The sequence below is a fragment of the Rhodopseudomonas sp. P2A-2r genome (assembly GCF_026015985.1).
In the GTDB taxonomy this organism is placed as follows: Bacteria; Pseudomonadota; Alphaproteobacteria; order Rhizobiales; family Xanthobacteraceae; genus Tardiphaga.
Window position 1 is genome coordinate 5,297,737 of record NZ_CP110389.1, and the last position, 19,395, is coordinate 5,317,131.

At 64.1% G+C, this 19,395-nt stretch carries 18 protein-coding genes and 2 pseudogenes; 9 read left to right on the top strand and 11 right to left on the bottom strand.

Going from position 1 to position 19,395, the window contains the following annotated elements; all coding sequences use genetic code 11:
• Positions 1–312 precede the first annotated feature (312 nt).
• Positions 313–1,236: a quinoprotein relay system zinc metallohydrolase 2 gene (locus tag ONR75_RS25520; RefSeq protein ID WP_265083793.1), complete on the top strand. Its 924-nt coding sequence runs from the start codon at positions 313–315 to the stop codon at positions 1,234–1,236.
• A 58-nt stretch (positions 1,237–1,294) separates the two neighbouring features.
• A pseudogene (locus ONR75_RS25525) lies at positions 1,295–2,121 on the top strand (quinoprotein dehydrogenase-associated SoxYZ-like carrier).
• 65 nt (positions 2,122–2,186) lie between these two features.
• Here the strand turns inward: ONR75_RS25525 and ONR75_RS25530 are convergent.
• Positions 2,187–2,540, bottom strand: a complete 354-nt coding sequence (locus ONR75_RS25530; protein ID WP_413776387.1) for a hypothetical protein — start codon at positions 2,538–2,540, stop codon at positions 2,187–2,189.
• Positions 2,541–2,709: 169 nt separating this feature from the next.
• On the opposite strand from ONR75_RS25530, the gene ONR75_RS25535 reads away from it, so the two are divergent.
• Positions 2,710–3,066: a hypothetical protein gene (locus tag ONR75_RS25535; RefSeq protein WP_413776537.1), complete on the top strand. Its 357-nt coding sequence runs from the start codon at positions 2,710–2,712 to the stop codon at positions 3,064–3,066.
• On the opposite strand, the gene ONR75_RS25540 is transcribed toward ONR75_RS25535, so the two are convergent.
• Positions 3,063–3,296 carry a hypothetical protein gene (locus tag ONR75_RS25540; RefSeq protein ID WP_265079710.1) on the bottom strand — a complete coding sequence of 78 codons (234 nt, stop codon included), beginning with the start codon at positions 3,294–3,296 and terminating at the stop codon, positions 3,063–3,065. The two genes, ONR75_RS25535 and ONR75_RS25540, sit on opposite strands and share 4 nt — an antisense overlap.
• A 143-nt stretch (positions 3,297–3,439) precedes the next feature.
• Positions 3,440–4,198: a hypothetical protein gene (locus ONR75_RS25545; RefSeq protein ID WP_265079711.1), complete on the bottom strand. Its 759-nt coding sequence runs from the start codon at positions 4,196–4,198 to the stop codon at positions 3,440–3,442.
• A gap of 425 nt (positions 4,199–4,623) precedes the next feature.
• Here ONR75_RS25545 and ONR75_RS25550 point away from each other — a divergent pair, with 425 nt between their 5' ends.
• Complete coding sequence (locus ONR75_RS25550; RefSeq protein ID WP_265079712.1) at positions 4,624–5,811, top strand: HWE histidine kinase domain-containing protein; 1,188 nt, start codon at positions 4,624–4,626, stop codon at positions 5,809–5,811.
• 205 nt (positions 5,812–6,016) lie between these two features.
• Positions 6,017–6,202, top strand: coding sequence for a hypothetical protein (locus ONR75_RS25555; protein WP_265079713.1), 186 nt, complete (start codon positions 6,017–6,019; stop codon positions 6,200–6,202).
• Positions 6,203–6,251: 49 nt separating this feature from the next.
• Here ONR75_RS25555 and nikE read toward each other — a convergent pair whose 3' ends face one another.
• The 8 genes and pseudogenes from nikE to ONR75_RS25595 form a co-directional block, all read right to left on the bottom strand.
• The gene (gene nikE, locus ONR75_RS25560) at positions 6,252–7,916 is read right to left on the bottom strand and encodes a nickel ABC transporter ATP-binding protein NikE (protein ID WP_265079714.1); all 1,665 of its coding nucleotides are present in this window, start codon (positions 7,914–7,916) and stop codon (positions 6,252–6,254) included.
• 10 nt (positions 7,917–7,926) lie between these two features.
• On the bottom strand, positions 7,927–8,775 hold the full coding sequence (locus ONR75_RS25565; RefSeq protein ID WP_265079715.1) for an ABC transporter permease: 849 nt from the start codon (positions 8,773–8,775) through the stop codon (positions 7,927–7,929).
• A pseudogene (locus ONR75_RS25570) lies at positions 8,772–9,799 on the bottom strand (ABC transporter permease). Before ONR75_RS25570 ends, ONR75_RS25565 begins: the two are co-directional and overlap by 4 nt.
• 222 nt (positions 9,800–10,021) lie before the next feature.
• Positions 10,022–11,614, bottom strand: a complete 1,593-nt coding sequence (locus ONR75_RS25575) for an ABC transporter substrate-binding protein (protein ID WP_265083795.1) — start codon at positions 11,612–11,614, stop codon at positions 10,022–10,024.
• Positions 11,615–11,774: 160 nt separating this feature from the next.
• A complete protein-coding gene (locus tag ONR75_RS25580; RefSeq protein WP_265079716.1) occupies positions 11,775–13,211 on the bottom strand; it encodes an NAD(P)-binding domain-containing protein in 1,437 nt (478 codons plus the stop codon).
• Positions 13,208–13,969 (bottom strand): SDR family oxidoreductase, encoded by a 762-nt coding sequence (locus tag ONR75_RS25585; protein WP_265079717.1) that lies wholly within the window; start codon positions 13,967–13,969, stop codon positions 13,208–13,210. Before ONR75_RS25585 ends, ONR75_RS25580 begins: the two co-directional genes overlap by 4 nt.
• Before the next feature lies 1 nt (position 13,970).
• On the bottom strand, positions 13,971–14,945 hold the full coding sequence (locus ONR75_RS25590) for an NAD-dependent epimerase/dehydratase family protein (RefSeq protein ID WP_265079718.1): 975 nt from the start codon (positions 14,943–14,945) through the stop codon (positions 13,971–13,973).
• A gap of 93 nt (positions 14,946–15,038) precedes the next feature.
• A complete protein-coding gene (locus ONR75_RS25595) occupies positions 15,039–15,692 on the bottom strand; it encodes a GntR family transcriptional regulator (RefSeq protein ID WP_320109660.1) in 654 nt (217 codons plus the stop codon).
• 339 nt (positions 15,693–16,031) lie between these two features.
• Between ONR75_RS25595 and ONR75_RS25600 the strand changes: the two genes are divergently transcribed.
• From ONR75_RS25600 to ONR75_RS25615, 4 genes are read left to right on the top strand one after another with little or no spacing between them, the layout of a single operon-like run.
• Positions 16,032–17,039 carry an ABC transporter substrate-binding protein gene (locus ONR75_RS25600; protein WP_413776388.1) on the top strand — a complete coding sequence of 336 codons (1,008 nt, stop codon included), beginning with the start codon at positions 16,032–16,034 and terminating at the stop codon, positions 17,037–17,039.
• An 8-nt stretch (positions 17,040–17,047) separates the two neighbouring features.
• Positions 17,048–17,854 (top strand): ABC transporter permease, encoded by an 807-nt coding sequence (locus ONR75_RS25605; protein WP_265079719.1) that lies wholly within the window; start codon positions 17,048–17,050, stop codon positions 17,852–17,854.
• A 3-nt stretch (positions 17,855–17,857) separates the two neighbouring features.
• Complete coding sequence (locus tag ONR75_RS25610; RefSeq protein ID WP_265079720.1) at positions 17,858–18,646, top strand: ABC transporter ATP-binding protein; 789 nt, start codon at positions 17,858–17,860, stop codon at positions 18,644–18,646.
• The gene (locus ONR75_RS25615) at positions 18,643–19,368 is read left to right on the top strand and encodes an aspartate/glutamate racemase family protein (protein ID WP_265079721.1); all 726 of its coding nucleotides are present in this window, start codon (positions 18,643–18,645) and stop codon (positions 19,366–19,368) included. The genes ONR75_RS25610 and ONR75_RS25615 overlap by 4 nt, the downstream gene beginning before the upstream one ends.
• Positions 19,369–19,395 lie beyond the last annotated feature (27 nt).

Below are 19,395 nucleotides of genomic sequence, written 5' to 3' on the forward strand. Positions count from 1 at the left end.
ACCCGCAGCCCTCGAGCCCGACTTCAACAACAGGGATGCAGTTTAGCGACACTCTCGCGATCATGACGCGGCAACGTCATCGATCTCGTTGCAGACCAACTCATCTTCCGTGAACGTCGGCCATCCCAATCAACCGAGGTCCAATTGGAGTTCGAGTACGAAAATGGTATTCCCGTGAACTGACGCGCGCAATCGAAATAATTCACTACCCGGTTCGTCGCGCATCGCACAAAATTCCGTTTGCGTCGCCGCAACTTTTATTTGGTCAGTGCCACTGACGCACATGTCCGATGGAGCAAAACATCAATGAAAATGCGGTGGAATGCGCTTGTTGCTGCCGTCGCAATCGCCGCGACTACACTTGTGCAAGCGCAGCATGACAGCTCGGCGCTTGCGGTCGACGAAGTAGCACCCGGAATTTTTGTTCACATCGGCGCCATTTCCTTGATGACGCCGGGCAATGAAGGCGACGCGGCCAATGCCGGTTTCATCATCGGCGACGACGCCGTGGCGGTGATTGATAGCGGCGGCAGCGTGCGCGAAGGCCGCCGCCTGCTCGCCGCCATTCGTGCACATACGAAAAAACCGATTCGTTATGTGGTGAATACGCACGGGCATCCCGACCATGTCTTCGGGAACGCGGCATTCGTGGCCGATGGAACCGTATTCGTAGGCCACACGAAGCTCGCGCGCGCTCTGGAGGCACGCGGCGACTTCTATCTCGACACATTCCGCGGCGTCATCGGCGAAGATCTGATGGCCGAGGTGCGCATCGTCGCGCCGACCCTGCTGGTTGACGACGCGATGGAACTTGACCTGGGCGGCCGCAAACTCACATTGCAGGCATGGCCTGCCGCCCACACCGATCATGATCTCACAGTGTTCGATCGGAACACGGGAACTCTCTTTGCCGGCGACCTCGCCTTCATTTCGCATATCCCTGTGCTCGACGGCAGCCTGCGCGGCTGGCTCAAGGTGCTCGACAGGCTCGACGAATTGCCGGTCCAGCGTCTGGTCCCCGGACATGGGCCGGTGACTGCGGGGCGACACGGGCTGGACGATGAGCGTCGCTACCTGACAACGCTCATCACCGACATCCGGGCGCTCGTCGCCCGAGGGGCGCCAATGGCCGCGGCCAGTTCCGCCGCTGCGTCGGAGCGCACGCGCTGGCAGCTGTTCGACGACTATAACGGCCGCAATGCAACAACAGCCTTTTCAGAAATTGAGTGGGAATGAACGCGCAGCAGGCCTATTCTGTGGACTGTTGCGTCAACCATGGACAGGAAGCGCGACCATGTTTCGATCCGGACTCCGCCTCTTTTGCCTGGCCGCCCTGCTTGCCGTCGCGCCCGCGGCGCGCGCTGCAGCGCCCGATCCCTGGCCCGGTCTCGTACAGGACATCTTCAACAGTCGTGAGATCAAGGACGGTACGGGCATCATCGCGCTGCAGATGCCGGCCCGCGCCGAGGATGCCGCGATCGTTCCGGTGACACTGCGGGCACTGCTGCCGCCGACCGATCCGCGCCACGTCAAAGCCATCACCCTGGTGATCGACCAGAACCCGGCGCCGATGGCCGCGCGCTTCGTGCTCGGCGCGGACGCCGCGGTGTCGGAGATCTCGACCCGCGTCCGCGTCAACAACTACACCGATGTGCACGCCGTCGCCGAGCTCAGCGACGGCAACCTCTATATGGTGAAGACCTATGTGAAGGCGTCCGGCGGCTGCTCGGCGCCCACCGCCAAGAATGCCGACGAGTCCAAGACAAGAATCGGCCAGCTCCGGTTCCGGCAATTCTCCGGCGCCAGCGACGCCAAGGCCGGCAACGGCCCCGTCAGCCGCACCCGCGACGCCCAGGTCATGATCGGTCATCCCAACAATTCCGGATTGCAGATGGACCAGGTGACCCAGCTCTACATTCCGGCATTCTTTATCGACGCCATCAAGATCACGCAGGACGACGCGCTGGTGCTATCGATGGAGGGGGAATCTCGATCTCCGAAGATCCGAATATCCGCTTCACCTACGCCTCCAACGGCGCCCGGCAGATCCGCGTCGAGGCCAAGGACACCGAAGGCCACATTTTCCAGGGCGAATGGAAAGCGGAAACGCCGGGGATGTGAGCGAACCTTGCGCTTCGCGGAGCGGCGCGCGAGGGAAGGCGCCAGCTTCTGCCGCAAGACGAATTCTAGAAGCAGCGCACTTCGGCTTCGGCTTGGGCGCGGCGTAGGTCGTTGAGCGCCGTGGTGGCCTGCAGGGACGAGCGGAACTGGCCGCCGAGATTGCCCTGAACCTGCGCCATGCTCAGCACCGTCTCCGCAGTTACATAGCGATCGTAGGGCAACAGCGACGCCACCACATCCACCGAGCAGGAACACTGGTCGAGAGCCTGGCGGTTCTCGCCATTGGCCTTCATGCAGCCGAACACATATTCCGCCCGCGCCGAGGTGGGATAGTCGTTGACGTCCTCGGCCGTGGCAGCAGTCACCGCGCCGAACACGACCAACGCCGCGATTGTCATCGATATGAATTTGGCCGCCATCGTCAGGTCTCCGCCTTTTCACTACGCTACTACGGCCAGCGCCGGCAGCAAACAGCACAGTCTCGTGTCCAACGATTTTGCGCTGCACCACGAGTGCGCCGGCTTTCACGATCCCCTCGCAGCATGATAGCAAGAGATAACGAACGACAAGTCCGGGAGAAACCTCATGATGCGCGTGCTGCTGCTCTCGTCGGCGATCCTGATCGCCGCCGCCGCCCCTGTCGCGGCGCAGGTCAAAGGCAAGGGCATCCGGCTCTGGAACTTGACCGCGGAGACCATATCGGGCTTCCAGCTGTCTCCGGCCGGCAAGAGCGAATGGGGCCCCAACCAGACTCTCAATGACAAGGACAAGGAGGTCGACCACGACGAACGGCTGCGCATCACCGACGTGGTGCCGGGGCGCTATGACGCCCGCGTCAGCTACCGCGACAAGCGGCAATGCACAGTGCGCGACATCGAGATCGTCGCCGACGCGGTGTTCTCGATTGCCGACAAGGATCTCAAGGACTGCAGCAAGGGCAACTAGCCGCGTGCCGGCGTCCCGGCCGAGGCCTTGTCGTTGGTGTGGGGATATTCGCAGCGCCAGCGCACCGCGGTCCATTTTGGATGCTCGCCGACCCATTGGGCGATGTAGGGCTGCGCCCCCATGCTGCATTGCTGCAGCGAGCCGCTCCAGTTGAACGTCAGACGCGTCTCTTCACAGGTCGCCGGCGACAGCACCGCACAGACGGTCACGATCAGATTGATGGGATTCATTCCAGGCATCCTCTTCTCAAGGCATTCCTGCTTCGCAGCCACGATACCACGAAAAGCAACGGAACGGCGCCCGAGAAGTTTCAAGACAACCCACTGCGACGAGCAGCTGACAGCAGTCGCTGGTATCATCGCCCCGGCCTGGCTCAGAAATTGACGCCATAGATGATCCGCGCCTGATGGCGCTCGAAACTGACCAGGTCGAGCGCGGCCCGCGAGCCGCTCTCGCGCCCCCAGACCTGGGAGCTCCAGGCGGCGGTCAGCCGCGACCGCTCGGACAGTTTCAGATAGGCCGTCGGCCCGACGAACAGCGCCTGCCCTTCCAGCGCGTCGAGGCCAAGGCCGTCGTAGCGACGCAGATAGCGCGCTTCGCCGCCGATCAGCAGTCCCGGCCGCACCTGGGCCATCACGGCCATCGCCACGCCCAGCGTCGATTCGCGCTCGGTGGATGCGGCCCCGGCCAGCCGCGTCCATTCCGGCTGGTAGCTGACATTGAGCGCGGCGAGCACCGCGTTCGGCACCAGTTCGCGATCGAAGGCCAATGTCAGCTCGGTGCCGTAAGCGCGGCCCGGCAGGCCGCTGGTCTCGTCGATCCGCTCGGCGTGAGTTTGCAGCGCCACGGTCATGCCGAACGGCGCCGCCTCGCGACCGAAAAACCGATAGCGCAGATCGAGCGACACGCCCTGCCAGGCCAGCTGGCGGCGGTCGTCGAGACCGGGGACGTTGCGGATGTCGTGAGCTGCGAAGCTGCTGCCGAGTTCGACGCGGAAATCCGGCGCCGGCACGAACTCGACTTCGAATTCCTGCTCGCCGCCGCGGTAGGCGCCGCCGCGCTTGCCGAACCGCCCTGTCGACTGGGTCTGGAACTCACGCTCGCCGCGATCGCCGACGTCGGATCCGATCATGAAGCCGAACAGGTGCTCGGTATCGATTCCTCGGCGCGCGCGCCGGCCGGCAGCAGGGCCGCGATGCACAGCGCCGCAGCGCGAAGGATGTCCGAGCGGACTGGCATCAGGATCACCGGCAGACGGAGACTGGCCGTGACGGTTGGCCAACCCGATCCTAGCGCAAGCCGCTGTGTCCTGGATAGCCGCCACCGTTCGCGGTAGCGCCGACGCCGAATGGTTCCGTGCAAGATTTAATTCATTTTCCTCGCCATCTGCCGGGCGGTGGCGCACTGATGTGTGATGGATGCCGATCTTCCGGCTAATCCTGACTGCGCAATCGCGGTCAGGGCGTCCAATCATCAATTGCATCCTGCCGCCTGGGTCGAGCACTGCGTCGGACTCGCGCGATATTGTCGGCTCCTTTTGAAAGCGTCAGTCCCTCCATGGCCACCCTTCCGCCGGACTCCCAGACCAACGTCCTCATCGTCGAAGACGAGATGGTGCTGCGCATGCGCGCCGTCGACATCGTCGAGGATGCCGGCTACACGCCGGTGGAAGCGGTCAATGCCGACGAAGCGATCGCCATCCTCGAGTCGCGCTCCGACATCTCGCTGCTGTTCACCGACATCCAGATGCCCGGCAGCATGGATGGGTTGAAGCTTGCCCATGCAGTGCATGACCGCTGGCCGGCGATCAAGATCATCCTGGTGTCCGGCCAGATCAAGGTGGCCGACAGCGAAAAGCCGACCGACAGCCGCTTCTTCGGCAAGCCGCTGGAGGTCAAGCAGATGATCAGCGAGCTGCAGAACATGATTGGCAAGGGCGTCCTGACGGCCGTTTCCAAAGCCACGATTCCGCTCGCCGTCGAAGCGCTCACCAAGACCAGACCGAGCGGGCCGCCCTCGTCGGCACAGGAGTCGCTGACCGCCGAGAACGACAGCCTGCGGCTGCTGCTGGAGCAGGCGGTCATCGATGCCAAGGTGTTGCTGGCACAGGCCGGCATCGACGCCGAGGAGCGCGAGGCTGCCGACAAGCTGCAGAAACTGATCCTCGACGAGCTCCATCACCGCATCAAGAATACGCTGGCCACCGTGGGCGCGATCGCATCGCAGAGCCTGCGCACGGCGACCTCCATCGAACATGCCCAGCACGCCATCGAGGGCCGGCTGATCGCCTTGGGACGTGCCCACGACCTGCTGATGCAGGTCAGCTGGGCCAATGCCAGCCTCGCCCATACCGTCCGCGGCGCCACCGAGCCCTATGACAGCCAGGGCGCCGGCCGCTTCTCGATCGAAGGACCGGATATCCGCATCACCTCCGGCGCGGTGATCGCACTGGCCATGACCTTCAACGAGCTGTGCACCAACACCACCAAGTTCGGCGCGCTGTCCGTGCCCTCCGGCCGCATCGATATCGCCTGGACCATCGACGCCGCCGCGCAACGGCTGCGCCTGACCTGGACCGAAAAGGGCGGCCCCGCGGTTAAGGAGCCGACCCGCCGCAGCTTCGGCACCAGGATGATGGGATCGCTGGGCCAACAGCTCAGCGGCGAAGTGCATCTGGCCTATGAGCCGGACGGATTCGTCTATGTGCTCGACGTGCCGCTGGCTTCTCTGGAAGTCAAAGCCTGACCGGAGCACCCAACAACGCTCATGCGACCGCAAGCCTGCTGACGGCTATGAGCGCGTCGCACTGCAGCGACGGCGAGACGTTAACGAATACGAACGCATTCGCTCACATTCAAGCGACGCCGTAACCTTTACTGGTTAGGTTAAGACGTGAGAAGGTTTGTATTTCGCGGTCGTCTTTGTAGTCTGCCCTGGTGAGGGATCAGAGATGTCCAGCTCCATGCACAATGCCGACAAGAGCACGCATCGAAGGATCATGGTCACGGGCCTGCTGTTCTGCCTGGCCTTTGTCCTGATCAGCTTCTTTGCGCGGGAACAGCCGGAAAGCCATTACGTCCTGCAAAAGGCCGATCGGCTGGTGCGAACCGCCGGGGGACCGACACCGGCGAATTGACAACTCATAGACGTTGGCCTGGACCTTGGCCGACGCCGGAGTTTTCCGCTCAGCTGCCGGCGGCCATCGGCAGCTTCTCGATATGCGGCACGGCGTCGACCAGTTCGCGGGTGTAGTCCGTCTGCGGATTGTCGAACAAAGCGTGGCTTTCGCCCTGCTCGACGATCTCGCCGTTGCGCAGCACGATGGTGCGCTGGCACATCATCCTGACCACGTTGAGATCGTGGCTGACGAACAGAAACGACAGCCCGTCCTCGCGGCGCAGCCGCTCCAGCAGTTGCAGCACCACTGCCTGCACCGAGACATCCAGCGCGGCCGTCGGCTCGTCGAGCACCAGCAGGCTCGGCTCGCAGGCAATGGCGCGGGCGATGCCGATACGTGCCTTCTGGCCGCCCGACAATTGATGCGGAAAACGCTGCAGCAGCTCGGCCGGCAGGCCGACGCGTTCGGCGCATTCGCCCACGCGCTTGCGCAGGGCATCGCCGTTGCGCATGCCGACCAGCCGCATCAAGGGATGGGCGATGCAGTCGAACGCCGTGAAGCGCGGATTGAGGCTGTCGTTGGGATCCTGGAACACGATCTGGATGGCACGGCGCTGCGGCGCCTTGTGAAAGTCCCGCGCCGGGATGTGGCTGATGGATTCGCCGTTGAAGTTGATCTGTCCCTCGCTCTGGTCGAGCAGCCGGCAGATCATCCGCGACGTCGTGCTCTTGCCGGAGCCGGACTCGCCGACCAGGCCGACGCTCTCGCCGGCCGCCATGGTCATGGAGAAGGTCTTGAGCGCCAGGGTGCCGTCGGGAAAGCGCTTCACCAGGTTCTGCACGTCAAGCAGCGGCGGTGTGCCGTGCGCCAGCGCCGGCCGGGGCGCGGCGGGAACGGTCGGCGGCAACGCGCGGTCTTCGCCGGTGACGAGGTCCTCGACCCGCGAGGTCGCCGTCGGCGACGCCGCCACAAGCCGCTTGGTGTAGGGATGCTGCGGCGACTGGAACAGGGTCAGCGCGTCGGCCTGCTCGACCAGCCTGCCCTGCTCCATGACCACCACGCGACGGCAGTAACGGGCGGCGAGGCCGAGATCGTGGGTGATCAGGATGGTCGCCATACCCCGTGCGGCGGCGATCGATGCCAGCAGATCCATCACCACCTTCTGGGTGGTGACATCGAGACCGGTGGTCGGTTCGTCGGCGATCAGCAGAGACGGATTGCATGAGATCGCCATGGCGATCATCACCCGCTGGCACATGCCGCCGGACAGCTCATGCGGATAGGCGCTCATGCGCTTCTCTGGATCGCGGATCTGCACGGCGCGCAGCAGCTCGAGCGACTCCGCGCGCGCGGCTTCGGCGGAGATCTTCTTGTGCGCGAGGATGGCATCGGCGATCTGCTGGCCGATGGCGCGGATCGGATTGAGCGCCCCGCGCGGGTTCTGGAAGATCATGGCCATGGCCGAGCCGTGCATCTCGCGCAGGCCGGCATTGGACATTTTCGTGATTTCGCGGTCGCGGAACAGGATGCGGCCGCCGGTGATCTTGCCGGAGGTGTCGAGCAGCCGGGTTACCGCGAAGCCGGTCACGGATTTGCCGGAGCCGCTCTCGCCGACGATGCCGAGGGTCTCGCCCGGCGCCAAAGCCAATGAGACGCCGCGCACCGCCTCGACCGGGCCGCGGCGGGTGGAGAAGGTGACGTGCAGGTTTTCGATGTCGAGAAGCTTGCTCATGTGCGCTGCATCAAGTCCGCTGTCTCGGATCGAGAATGTCGCGCAGCCCGTCGCCGAGCAGGTTGAAGCACAAGACTGCCATCATCAGCGCCAGGCCGGGAAACGCCACCAGCCACCATTTGCCGGTGGAGATGAAGCGCGCGCCTTCGGCGACCATGATGCCCCATTCCGGCGTCGGCGCCTTGACGCCGAGTCCGATGAACGAAAGTCCGGCGGCGTTGATGATCGCCCAGCCGAGATTGAGCGACATCTGCACCACCATGGCCGGCAGCACGTTGGGCAGCAGGAAGCGCAGCACCACGGAGAAATGGCTCTCGCCGCTGGCGCGCGCGGCCTCGACCCAGCCGAGGTTACGCCGCACGTTCACTTCGGCGCGGGCGAAGCGGATGTAGAATGGCAGGTTGATGATGGCGGTGGCGATGATGATGTTCTCGACCCGGTTGCCGAGCGCGGCGACCATGGCCATCGCCAGCACGAACAGCGGAAACGCCATCAGCACGTCGACGAAGCGGCCGACCGCGCGATCGAGCCGGCCGCCGCTATAGCCGCACAGCGCGCCGATCACCGCGCCGAGCGCGAAGGAGATGCCGACGGCGGAAATCGCGATGGCGAGATCGAGCTGGGTGGCGACGATGATGCGGCTGAACACGTCGCGGCCGAGCTGGTCGGTGCCAGCCCAATGCGCCGCGCTCGGCCCCTGCAGGGCATTGGCCACGTCGGAGACGATCGGATCGTAGGGCGCGAGCCACGGCGCGAAAATGCCGACGAGAATCAGCAGCGTCGAGCCGGCGGCAGCGATGCCGGTGATGGGATTGCCGCGCAGGATGAAGGCGGCGTGACTGAGGGTAGCGCTGCTCATCCGATGGAGATCCTGGGGTCGGCGATGCCGTAGAGGACATCGACGACCAGATTGACGATGACGAACACGAACGCCATCAAGAGGAAAAACCCTGCACCGGCGCGTAGTCGGACGACAGCAACGCGTCGAGCGCGTAGGACGCGACGCCGGGCCACGAGAACACTTTTTCCACCAGCACGTTGGCACCGAGCATGGTGGAGAACACGATGCCGGCAATGGTGATCACCGGCAGGATGGCGTTGCGCAGCGCATAGGTGACGACGATCCGCCACCACGACAGGCCGACCGAGCGCGCGGTGCGCACGAAGTCGCTGCCCAATGAGGCCAGCATCGAGGCGCGGGTGATGCGCGCCAGCGGCGCGATCACGAACAGCGCCATGGTGCAGGCCGGCAGGATCAACTGCTTGAAGGCGGCCCACCAGCCCTCGAAATCCCCGGCGATCAGGAAGTCGATCAGCAGGAAGCCGGTATGCGACGGCGGCAGCGTCATGAAGATATCGACGCGTCCGGTCGGATCCGGCGCAATGCCGAGCAGATAGTAGAACACATAGATCAGCAGCAGCCCGGAGACGAAAGTGGGCACGCAGACGCCGAGCGCGCAGAACATGCGCACGCCGTGATCGATCAGCGACCCCGGCCTGAGCGCCGCCAGAATCCCGAGCGGCAGAGCGAGCACGAGCGCGATCAGCAGGGCCGAGAAGGTCAGTTCCAGCGACGCCGGAAGCCGCTCCTTGAGATCCTTGGTGACGGTCTGGCCGGTCATCAGCGAACGGCCGAGATTGCCGCGGCCGACGTCGTAGAGGTACAGCGCGAGTTGCTGCGGCACCGGCTTGTCGAGCCCCATCTGCTTGCGGATGGTCTCGATCTCTTCCTTGCCGGCATTGGGACCGGAGGCGAAGAACACGGCAGGATCGCCAGGCAACACCCGCATCAGCAGGAACGTAAAGATCAGCACGCCGAACAATGCGGGCAGTGACGAGGCAAAACGCCGTGCGGCGCGTTTCGCAGTGGATGCCAGCTTCATCAACACAAATGGTTCGCCTTAAACTGTCGTGAGAAAGATCACACGGCTCATGATCTTCATTACCTCTCCCCGCTTGCGGGGAGCTGCAATTGTAGGGTGGGCAAAGCTGCGACGCGGGAAGCGCGGCGAAGTGTGCCCACCACCGAGCATCAAAGTGGTGGGCACGGCGCAAGTGCGCCTTTGCCCACCCTACGCTCTAGTTTGTCGTGCAGTATCGGTCTATCACTTCCTGCTGAGGTCGCGATAATCGACCTGGCGGTGGAACTGATAGGTGTAGCCTTCGATCGACGGCGCCATCACCGCGTCCTGGCTCGGCTGCCACAACGGCACCTGGGGCATCTGGTCGAAATTGATGGCGTTCAGCTTGATGCCGTCGGCCTCATACTTCGCCTTGTCCGGCTCGAAACGAGCTTCCTGCGCGATGGCGGTGAGTTCGGCATTGTCGATCGAGCTGTAGTTCCAGCGCTGGTTACCGGTGTAGAAGTTGCGATAGAAGTAGTCGGTCGACGGCAGCCAGGCGACGATGCCTTCGGTGAAGAACGGCAGTTTCTTCTCGGTGATCTGCGTCGACATCTGCGCGTCGGGCAGCTTCTGGATATCCACCTTGATGCCGATCTTGGCGAGCGATTCCTTCACCAGTGCGGCCATCGGTTCCGCAGTCGCGGACTGGCCGACGTTGAAGCTGAATGTGGTGGAGAAGCCATCAGGGAAGCCCGCCGCCTTCAGGTAGGCCTTGGCCTTGTCCAGATCGAGCTTGATCGGCTGCTTGATCGGGAAGCCGCCTGATGGCGGCTTGCCATCGGTCCAGGTGGCGCCGGTGAGCAAATCGCCGCGCCCGAACAAAGCCGCCTTGAACATATCGTCATAGGGCAACGCATAGGCAACGGCCCGGCGCACATCGACCTTGTCGAAGGGCGGCATCTGGTTGTTCATCGAGATGAAGGTGATGGCATTGTACTGCGGGGTCGAGATCACCTTCAGCTTGCCCTTGGCCTCCAGCGATTGCGCATCGCTGGCCTGCAGGTCGATGACGATGTCGACATCGCCCTTCTCGACCAGGTTGGCGCGCGTCGAAGGCTCCGGCACCGACTGCAGGATCAGCCGCTTGAAGAACGCCTGCTTGCCGCCGGGACCGCGATTCCATGCGTCGTTGCGCTTCAGGATTACCTGCTCGCCGGGCTTGAAACTGTCGATGACATAGGCGCCCGAACCCGCGGTATTTTCCTTCAGCCAGGCCTGCGCCCAGGGATCTTCCTCGGTCACATGCGCCTTGGCGACTTTCGAATTGATGATGATCGGATAGACGGTGGCGAGGTTCGGCAGCGCCAGCTTGTCGGGCTTCGGCAGCGTCACTTCGAAGGTCAGGGGATCGATCACCTTGAACTGGCTGGCGTCGGTCAGCGAGCCCGTCAACAACTGTGCCTTGCCGAGAATCTTGGCGGTGACGGCACGATCGAGCGACCACTTCACGTCATCGGCGGTGACCGGCGAGCCGTCCTGGAACTTGGCGTCCTTGCGCAGCTTGAAGGTGATCTTCAGTCCGTCGGGGCTGACATCGAAGGACTCGGCGAGTTCGCCGCGGATGGTATCGAGGTCGAACACCCATTTGCCGTTGAGCTGTTTGCGTCCGAACGAGACCAGCCGGTCATAGGTCGAGAGACTGACGGCAAAGGCTTCGCGGGTCGAGCCGGGAATGTTCGGGTCGAGCGTATTGACCGAAGCGCCCGTGACATAGCGCAGCGTCTCGGCCCGGGTCTGCGCCTTGACCGGCGCCGCGGCGACCAGAAAGGCCAGCACGGCGACCGCGCCCAGCATCTGCTTCGAATAAGAAAGTCTCATCGTCCTGTTCCCCTGAAATCAACAACCCTTCGATGCCCAGCACCGTGAACTATTCGATATCTAAAGCAATTAATGCGCCAAGCGGTCCGGCCGGCCTCCGCGACGGGCTGCGTCAGCCTGCACGATCGCACCGGGATCATCCAGCATCGTCTGCGGTCTCCGGTTCCCTGCGGATGATGGCCTGCCGGACGTCGTAAGCCTGCAGGGAGGCCCAGTGTCCCTCAATATCGGCGCGAAACAAGCCACGAGTCAGTCCATGCACAAGCTTCGGCACTGCCGTTGTCATCGCGTTGATGGATGAACCGGATGCGCCGAAACTCATGGTTGAGGCGATGGCGAAGAGATGGATATCGGAGATCCATGGCGTCGCTCCGGCCACGCGCTCGGTCAGGGCATAATCCTCGGCAAGATAGGGAAAGCGCCCGAGCCGCGGGCTGCGCTCGCTTTGCGGCGGCTGGTAGCGGTCGGCCCAGGTGGCGATATTGGCCGCGCAGTTCTGCAATTCGGGCCGGCTGGTAAAATCCATGGCGATGCCGGTGCCGCAGATCACGAAATCGGCGACCACCGGTCCGCCTGGCGTCTGCAATTCGACCTTGTTGCCCGCCTGTTGGGCAGCCTCGACCGGCGCGCCCTCATGCAGGACGAAATTCGCGTGGCGCGCGCAGCGGTCCCAGGTCGGTTGCGGAAACCCCTCGCGCATGTCCAGGATGGTGCGCATGAAGCGCCAGCGCCAGGCGTCGTCGAGCTCGCTGAAATGCCGCAGGAAGCCTCGAAAGGTCAGCCAGTGATAAGGCTGGATCAATTGCACCTCGGCGCGGCGGCACAGCAGGTGCACCTCGGCGGCGCCTGCTTCCAGCGCCGTGGCGGCGTTGTCGAAGGCCGACGCGCCGGCGCCGATCACCACGACCTGCTTGCCGCGCAGCGCTGCGAAATCGATGTCCGCCGACGCGTTGACGCACAGCGAGGGCGGCAGATGCGCCAGCGGCTCCGGAATCATCCAGTTGCCCATGCCCTCCTGCCCGGTCGCCAGCACGATTTTTCGCGCATAAAGCGTCTCCATGCCGCCGGCGGTCTGCACCGAAGCCGCGAGCAAACCATTCGCGGCCGGCTTGATGTCCAGCACCTCGCAGCCGTTGCGCACGGGCACGCCGACCACACGCCGGAACCAGATCAGATAGTCCACCCAGTGCTGCCGCAGGATGCGATCGAGCTGCTGCCAGTGCTCCCGGCCGAACATCGCCTCGTGCCAGGACTGGTAGGTCAGGCTCGGCATATCGAGGTCCGGACCGGTGAAATGCTTCGGGCTGCGCAAGGTCGGCATGCGCGCGTAAGTGAGCCACGGACCTTCGAGACCTTCAGCGGCCTTGTCCAGAACGAGGATATTGCCGACCTGCGAACGCAGCAGGCCGAAGCCGATGGCGAGACCGGACTGGCCGGCGCCGACGATCAGCACGTCCAGCGCCGGCTTGCCATCCGGACCGGGCCTTGCCTTGAGCCACGGCACATTGGGATGCGCGGTCTTGTGGAGATCGTCGCGAACCTGTGCTTCCAAAGCCGAGAGAGCGTCGTTCATGCCGCGAGCCATCCGCCATCGACCGGCAGCACGGTCCCCGTGGTGAAGGACGACGCGTCGCTGGCGAGATACAGCGCCGCTTCGGCGACCTCCACGGCCTCGCCGAACCGCTTCATGGCATGGCGGTTGCGCGACGCTTCGCGGACCGGATCGGGATCGGCATGCCGCGCAAAACTGCGGCGCAGCAGCGGCGTGTCGATGGCCCCCGGTGCGATGGCATTGACGCGAATGCCGTCGGTGGCAAAGTCCACCGCCATGGTGCGGGTCAGGCTGAGGATCGCGCCCTTGGACGCAATATAGGCGCTGTTGCCCTTGCCGCCGGCTATGGCCAGCTGCGAGGCAACGGTGACGATCGAGCCCTTGCGCTGTCGCTGCATCTGAGGCACCGCCGCGCGCGCCCACAGCCAGGTGCCGCCCACATTGGTGCGGAACACCGCATCCCAATCCTCCGGCGCGGTGGTCACCACCGTGCCGCCGACGGAGAAGCCGGCGGAGGTCATGAGGATGTCGAGCCGGCCGCGCTGGCCCACGATATGCTCAACCGTTCCGGACGCGTATTCGCCGTCGCCGACATCGCCGACGTGGATCGAGGCATCGCCCTTCGCGTCCTGGATCTCCGCAAGAGTTTCCTGCAGGCCGGCCTCGTCGCGATCGACCAATGCGACGAATACGCCCTCGCGCGCAAACAGCAGCGCGCTGGCGCGGCCGATGCCGGAGCCTGCGCCGGTGATGATCGCCGTGCGTCCATGAAGTCTCATCTCAGTTTCCTTCCTGATGCTGCGACCAGTCCTGAAGGTCAGCCGCGGAATCGGCGCAGCCAAAGCGCGCCCGCCAGCCAAACTCCTCCGCGAGGCGCGTCACAGCCAGCGGCGCGCGGTCGGCGGCGCTGTGCAGATTGACGTTCGGGGCTTCGCCCGGCGCGGCGAGCCGGCAGACGAAGCCCGGATTGAGCGCCGCCAGTGCTTCACCCCATTGCAGCGCCGACCATTCGACGCCGGTGGAGATATTGTACAGGCGATGTTGCGGCCTGGCAGCCTCGAGCAGCAGGGCGATGGCGTCGGCCACGTCCGGCGCGTAGATCGAGTCCTTGACGCCGGCGCGCGGCAGCACGGCTTCGCGTCCCGCATGCAGCGCGTCGATGATCTGCATCTGCGGGCTCAGCGTGTCGCGCACGCCGGTCGCCCGCTCCCACGGTCCGAACACGCCGCTGAGCCGCACGCTGACGATGTCCATGGACCACAGCGCGGCGAGGCGCGCGGCGACCTTCTCGGAAGCGAATTTGGTGATGGCGTAAAGCGACTGGGGATCGCAGGTCAGTTCCTCGTCGAGCAGCGCGTGCCGAAAGGCGGCGGCGCCATAGGCGCCCGCGGAGGACAGGTTGATCACGCGTCGAACGCCGTGACGCTTGGCCGCAACAAGGATCGGCGTCTGCGCCATCAGGTTGACCTGCAGAATGCTCTCGGGATCGGCGGCGTCGCGTTCCGCATCGGCGGTGATCGCGGCGCCAAGCACGATCGCATCGATGCCGCCGGCGATGGCCGCATCGACCGCGGCGCGATCGAGGATGTCGCCCAATACCATCGTCAGCCTGTCGCCATGACGGCGGAAGGCCCGCTGCGCCGCCGGCGGCAAGCCTGCGCGGTCGAACAATGTCACCGCATGGCCCCGCGACAGCAGGACATCGGCGATATTGAGCCCCACAAAACCGGTGCCGCCAAAGATCAGGACGTTCATTGCTCGATCCAGGAACCGCACTGCCGGTTCAACCGGCACTCTTTGGACCATCGGCCCGGTCTTCTCCAAGCAAGTTTTTGGAGCGCGCAACGCTCATTCAACAGGCAGCATGACGCAAGGCAAGATGGCGTCCGCGACTAGCCACCCGCCTCGGCTGCGGTTTTCAACGCCGCGAGAACCGCGTCGCCGGTCTTGCGGGTATGCGCGCTGAGCGACGCCGCAAAGCCCTGCGCATCGCGCGCGCAGCAGCGCCATGAAATCCTCGTGCTCCTTGACGGACTCGGTCCACCGTTTCGCATCGTAATTCGCCGTCGCGCGCGCACGATAGATATTGGCGTTCAAGGTGGTCCAGATGTTGAGCAGCACCGGGTTGCCGGCGAGCCGCGTGATTTCGATGTGAATATCCTGGTTCATGCGAAAATAGGCTGCGCGTGCCGCATCACGGTGCAGCGCCACCAACTGCTCATGCATCGCATCGAGCCGGGCGATATCGGCGTCGGTCGCAAGCATTGCGGCCTGGGCGCCGGCCACGCCATCGAGCGCCACCATGACGGCAAAGCTGTCAGCGATCTCATCGCGGTTGACCGGCGTCACCACCGGCGTCCGGTGCGAGCGCAATTCGATCAGTCCTTCGGCGGCCAGGATCTTGAATGCCTCGCGCAGCGGCGTGCGCGACACGCCGAAGGTCTCGCACAGCATCTTTTCCGGCAACGGCGCGCCGGCCGCGAGTTCGCCGTCGACGATCATCTCCCGCACCTTGGCGACCAGCTGGTCGTGCAGCGACATGCGCTCCAGCGGCCGCTTCGAATGGTCGGACGACAGTTTCAGCCGGGTGGGCTTGAAGCGCGTCCGCAGCCGCGCGCGGGGGCCAGCTCAGTCATGAGCCACATCGCTGGACGGTTCGAAATGCCTCAAAATCGTGTTCTCCGCCTAAAGATGCAGCAATTATTGATGACTACTATTAGCATCTAATAATTGATATTTCAAGATAATATGCAAATTGCATATCGTATTCGAAGTGGCATGAGGCTTGCTGATGGATGCAGGTCAAAGCGAACCCATCGCCCACGCCCGGAGATTGCGACCATGAAACGATTATTGCTCGGCATTTGTCTCGCCCTTGGATTGACCTCGGCCATGTCATCCGGCGCCCTCGCCCAATCAGAGCCCGTCATCAAGCTCGGTTACGCCAAGTGCGCCCATTGCACGCCGATGTCGCTGACCCCGCAATACGCCAAGGGCGTGCAGATCGATGCCGTCGGCTTCAACACCGGCACCGACGCACTCACCGCGCTGATCTCGAAAAATCTCGATGTCGCGCAGGTCACCTATCTTCATTACGCCATCGCGCTCGACAAGGGTTTCGACGTGGTCGCGATTTCCGGCCAGGTCAACGGCGGCTCCGCCATGCTGGTCGGCAACGACCTGCCGGTTACGCCCAACGACTGGGCCTCGCTGAAGAAGGTCATCGCCGACTACAAGGCAGCCGGCAAGCCGTTCCGCGTGGCTGCGTCGCGCGGCAATGCGCAGGACATCCACATGCGCGGCGCCTTCGCCAAGCAGGGTATCGACATCAACAAGGATGTGCAGTTCGTCAATATTCCCAACCCGTCGGACCATCTGCAGGCGCTGCGCCGCGGCGAGATCGAACTGATCTGCACCGTCGAGCCGTTCGCCACGCAGATTCTGCAGCAGAAGGCGGCCAAGATGTTCGGCCTGCCCTACGACCAGGCCGCCGGCAAGCTGACGAACCTGATCCTGACCCGCTCCGACGTGGTCAAGGACAAGCCCAAGGAACTCGAAGCGACCGTCAAGGCGATCGTCAAGGTCGATGAATTCGTCGCCGCCGACAAGGGCGCGCTGATCGACGTCATCTCCAAGGTCACCGGCCTCGACAAGGCCATCGCGACAGGCGCCGTCGACAATCTCGATCCCGATCCGAAGATGTACCGCGCCTCGGCGCTGGCCATCGCCAACATGATGCGGGACCTGAAGTACATCAACTCCGACGTCTCCGCCGCGGTCGAGAAGAACATGAACTACACATTCCTCGAAGCCGCCACCGGCAAGCCCAAGACCGAACTCGGCTATTGAGATCGATCATGGCCAGCCTCCGGCACTTCAGAAAACTCGACCGCTATATCGTGCCGGTGCTGATCCTGGCCGGCTGGGAAGCGTTCTCGCGCTCGGGCGCGCTTCCCGCCGCCTTGCTCCCCGCCCCGTCCACCGTGGTGTGGGCATGGGCGGACTGGCTGTTCGGCACCGACGGCAACACCCAGACCTATAGCGGGCACTGGCTGTCCGACATGGCCGCCAGCCTGTCCCGCGTGCTGGCGGGATTTGCCATCGCCACGGTACTGGCGGTGTCCACCGGCGTCGCCATCGGCTGGTCGCGCAAGATCGAGGTGATCATCGAGCCGACGCTGCAGATGCTGCGGCCGATCCCGCCGGTGTCGTGGATTCCGCTGGCAATCATCTGGTTCGGCATCGCCAACAAGCCGGCGATCTTCCTGGTGTTTCTCGGGGCGTTCTTCCCGATCCTGCTCAACACCATCCACGGCGTGAAGACCTGCGACCGCAACCTGATCCGCGCCGGCGCCATGGTCGGCGGCGGCAACCGCGAGCTGCTGCGCTTCATCGTGCTGCCGGCGGCGCTGCCCAGCATCTTCGCCGGCCTGCGCATCGGCATCGGCTCCGCCTGGATGCTGACCGTGACCGCCGAGATGGTCGCCGTCAAAAGCGGCCTCGGCTATGTGCTCTGGGATTCCTATTACTTCCTGCGGTACGACCTCGTGCTGGCGGCGATGGCCAGCATCGGCCTGCTCGGCTTTCTCAGCGACCTCGGCATCCGCGCGGTGATGAGCCAGGTGCTGCACTGGCAGCGCAACACCACGATCGCGGGAGAATAGGCGATGGCAACGATCGATATTTCCCACGTCTCCAAGGTCTTCAAGGACGCCAAGCGCAAGGCCGACGTCATCGCGCTCGACGACATCAACCTGGAGGTTTCCAAGAACCAGTTCCTGTGCCTGCTCGGCCCCAGCGGCTGCGGCAAATCAACCCTGCTGAACATGATCGCCGGCTTCGAGAAGCCGTCGTCCGGCACCGTCACCGTCGACGGCCAGCTGATCACATCGCCAGGCTCCGATCGCGGTGTCGTGTTCCAGCAGGCCAATCTGATGCCGTGGCTGCCGGTTTGGGAAAACGTAGGCTTCCATCTCAAGCTGCGGGGCGGCCAGAAGGAAGAACGCCGCACCGTCGCCCAGCGCTACATCGACATGGTCGGCCTCACCGGCTTTGAAAACCATTATCCATCCGAGCTGTCCGGCGGCATGAACCAGCGCGTCGGCATCGCCCGCGCGCTCTTGATGAATCCGCAGGTCATCCTGATGGACGAGCCGTTCGGCGCGCTCGACGAGCAGACCCGGATGGAGATGCAGAACGAGCTGGTGCGGATCTGGCAGCAGCATCAGGGGACCATCGTCTTCGTCACCCACGGCATCGACGAGGCGCTGACCCTCGGCACCCATGTCGCAGTCATGAGCGCCCGGCCCGGCCGCATCAAGGAGATCATCCCGATCGACCTCGAGCGACCGCGCGATATCACCAGCCCGCAGTTCAACGAGATCAAGCGGCACATCCTCGACCTGCTCCGCTCGGAGCGGGCAACACCCACCCTCGAAACTCTGGATCACCCATGACCAAACGCGTTCTGCTCGGCCAGCTCACCCCATCGTCCAACACGGCGCTGGAGCCGATCACCACCGCCATGCTGGCGGGGCTTCCGGAAGTCTCCGCACACTTCTCCCGCTTCAAGGTCACCGAGATAGCCCTGTCCAACACCGCGCTGGCGCAGTTCGACAATTCGGAGATCCTGCGGGCCGCCGAACTGCTGGCCCACGCCAAGGTCGACGTGATCGGCTGGAACGGCACGTCGTCGGGCTGGCTTGGCTTCGAAGCCGACGTCCGCCTGTGCGAGCAGATCACGGCCGCCACCGGCATTCCCGCCACCACCTCGATGCTGGCGCTGAACGAGATCCTTGCCACTACGGGCGTGAAGAAGCTCGGCTATGTGACGCCCTATCTCGATGCGGTTCAGGCAAAGATCCTGGACAATTACGGCAAGCTCGGCATCGCTTGCGGCGGTGAGCGCCATCTCAACCTGCAGGACAACTTTTCGTTCTCGGAAGTGCCGGTGCCGCAACTGGAGCAGATGACCCGCGACGTCGCCGCTGACAAGCCCGACGCCATTGCCATCATCTGCACCAATCTGCGGGTGGCGCCGTCGACCGCGAAACTGGAGCAGGAAACCGGCATCCCGGTCTACGACACCATCGCCACCGTGGTATGGAAGTGCCTGAAGATGGCCGGCGTCGACACCAAGCGAGTGACCGGCTGGGGCTCGCTGTTCCAGAACGTCTGACCGGTTCGCAACACACACTCAACGGGA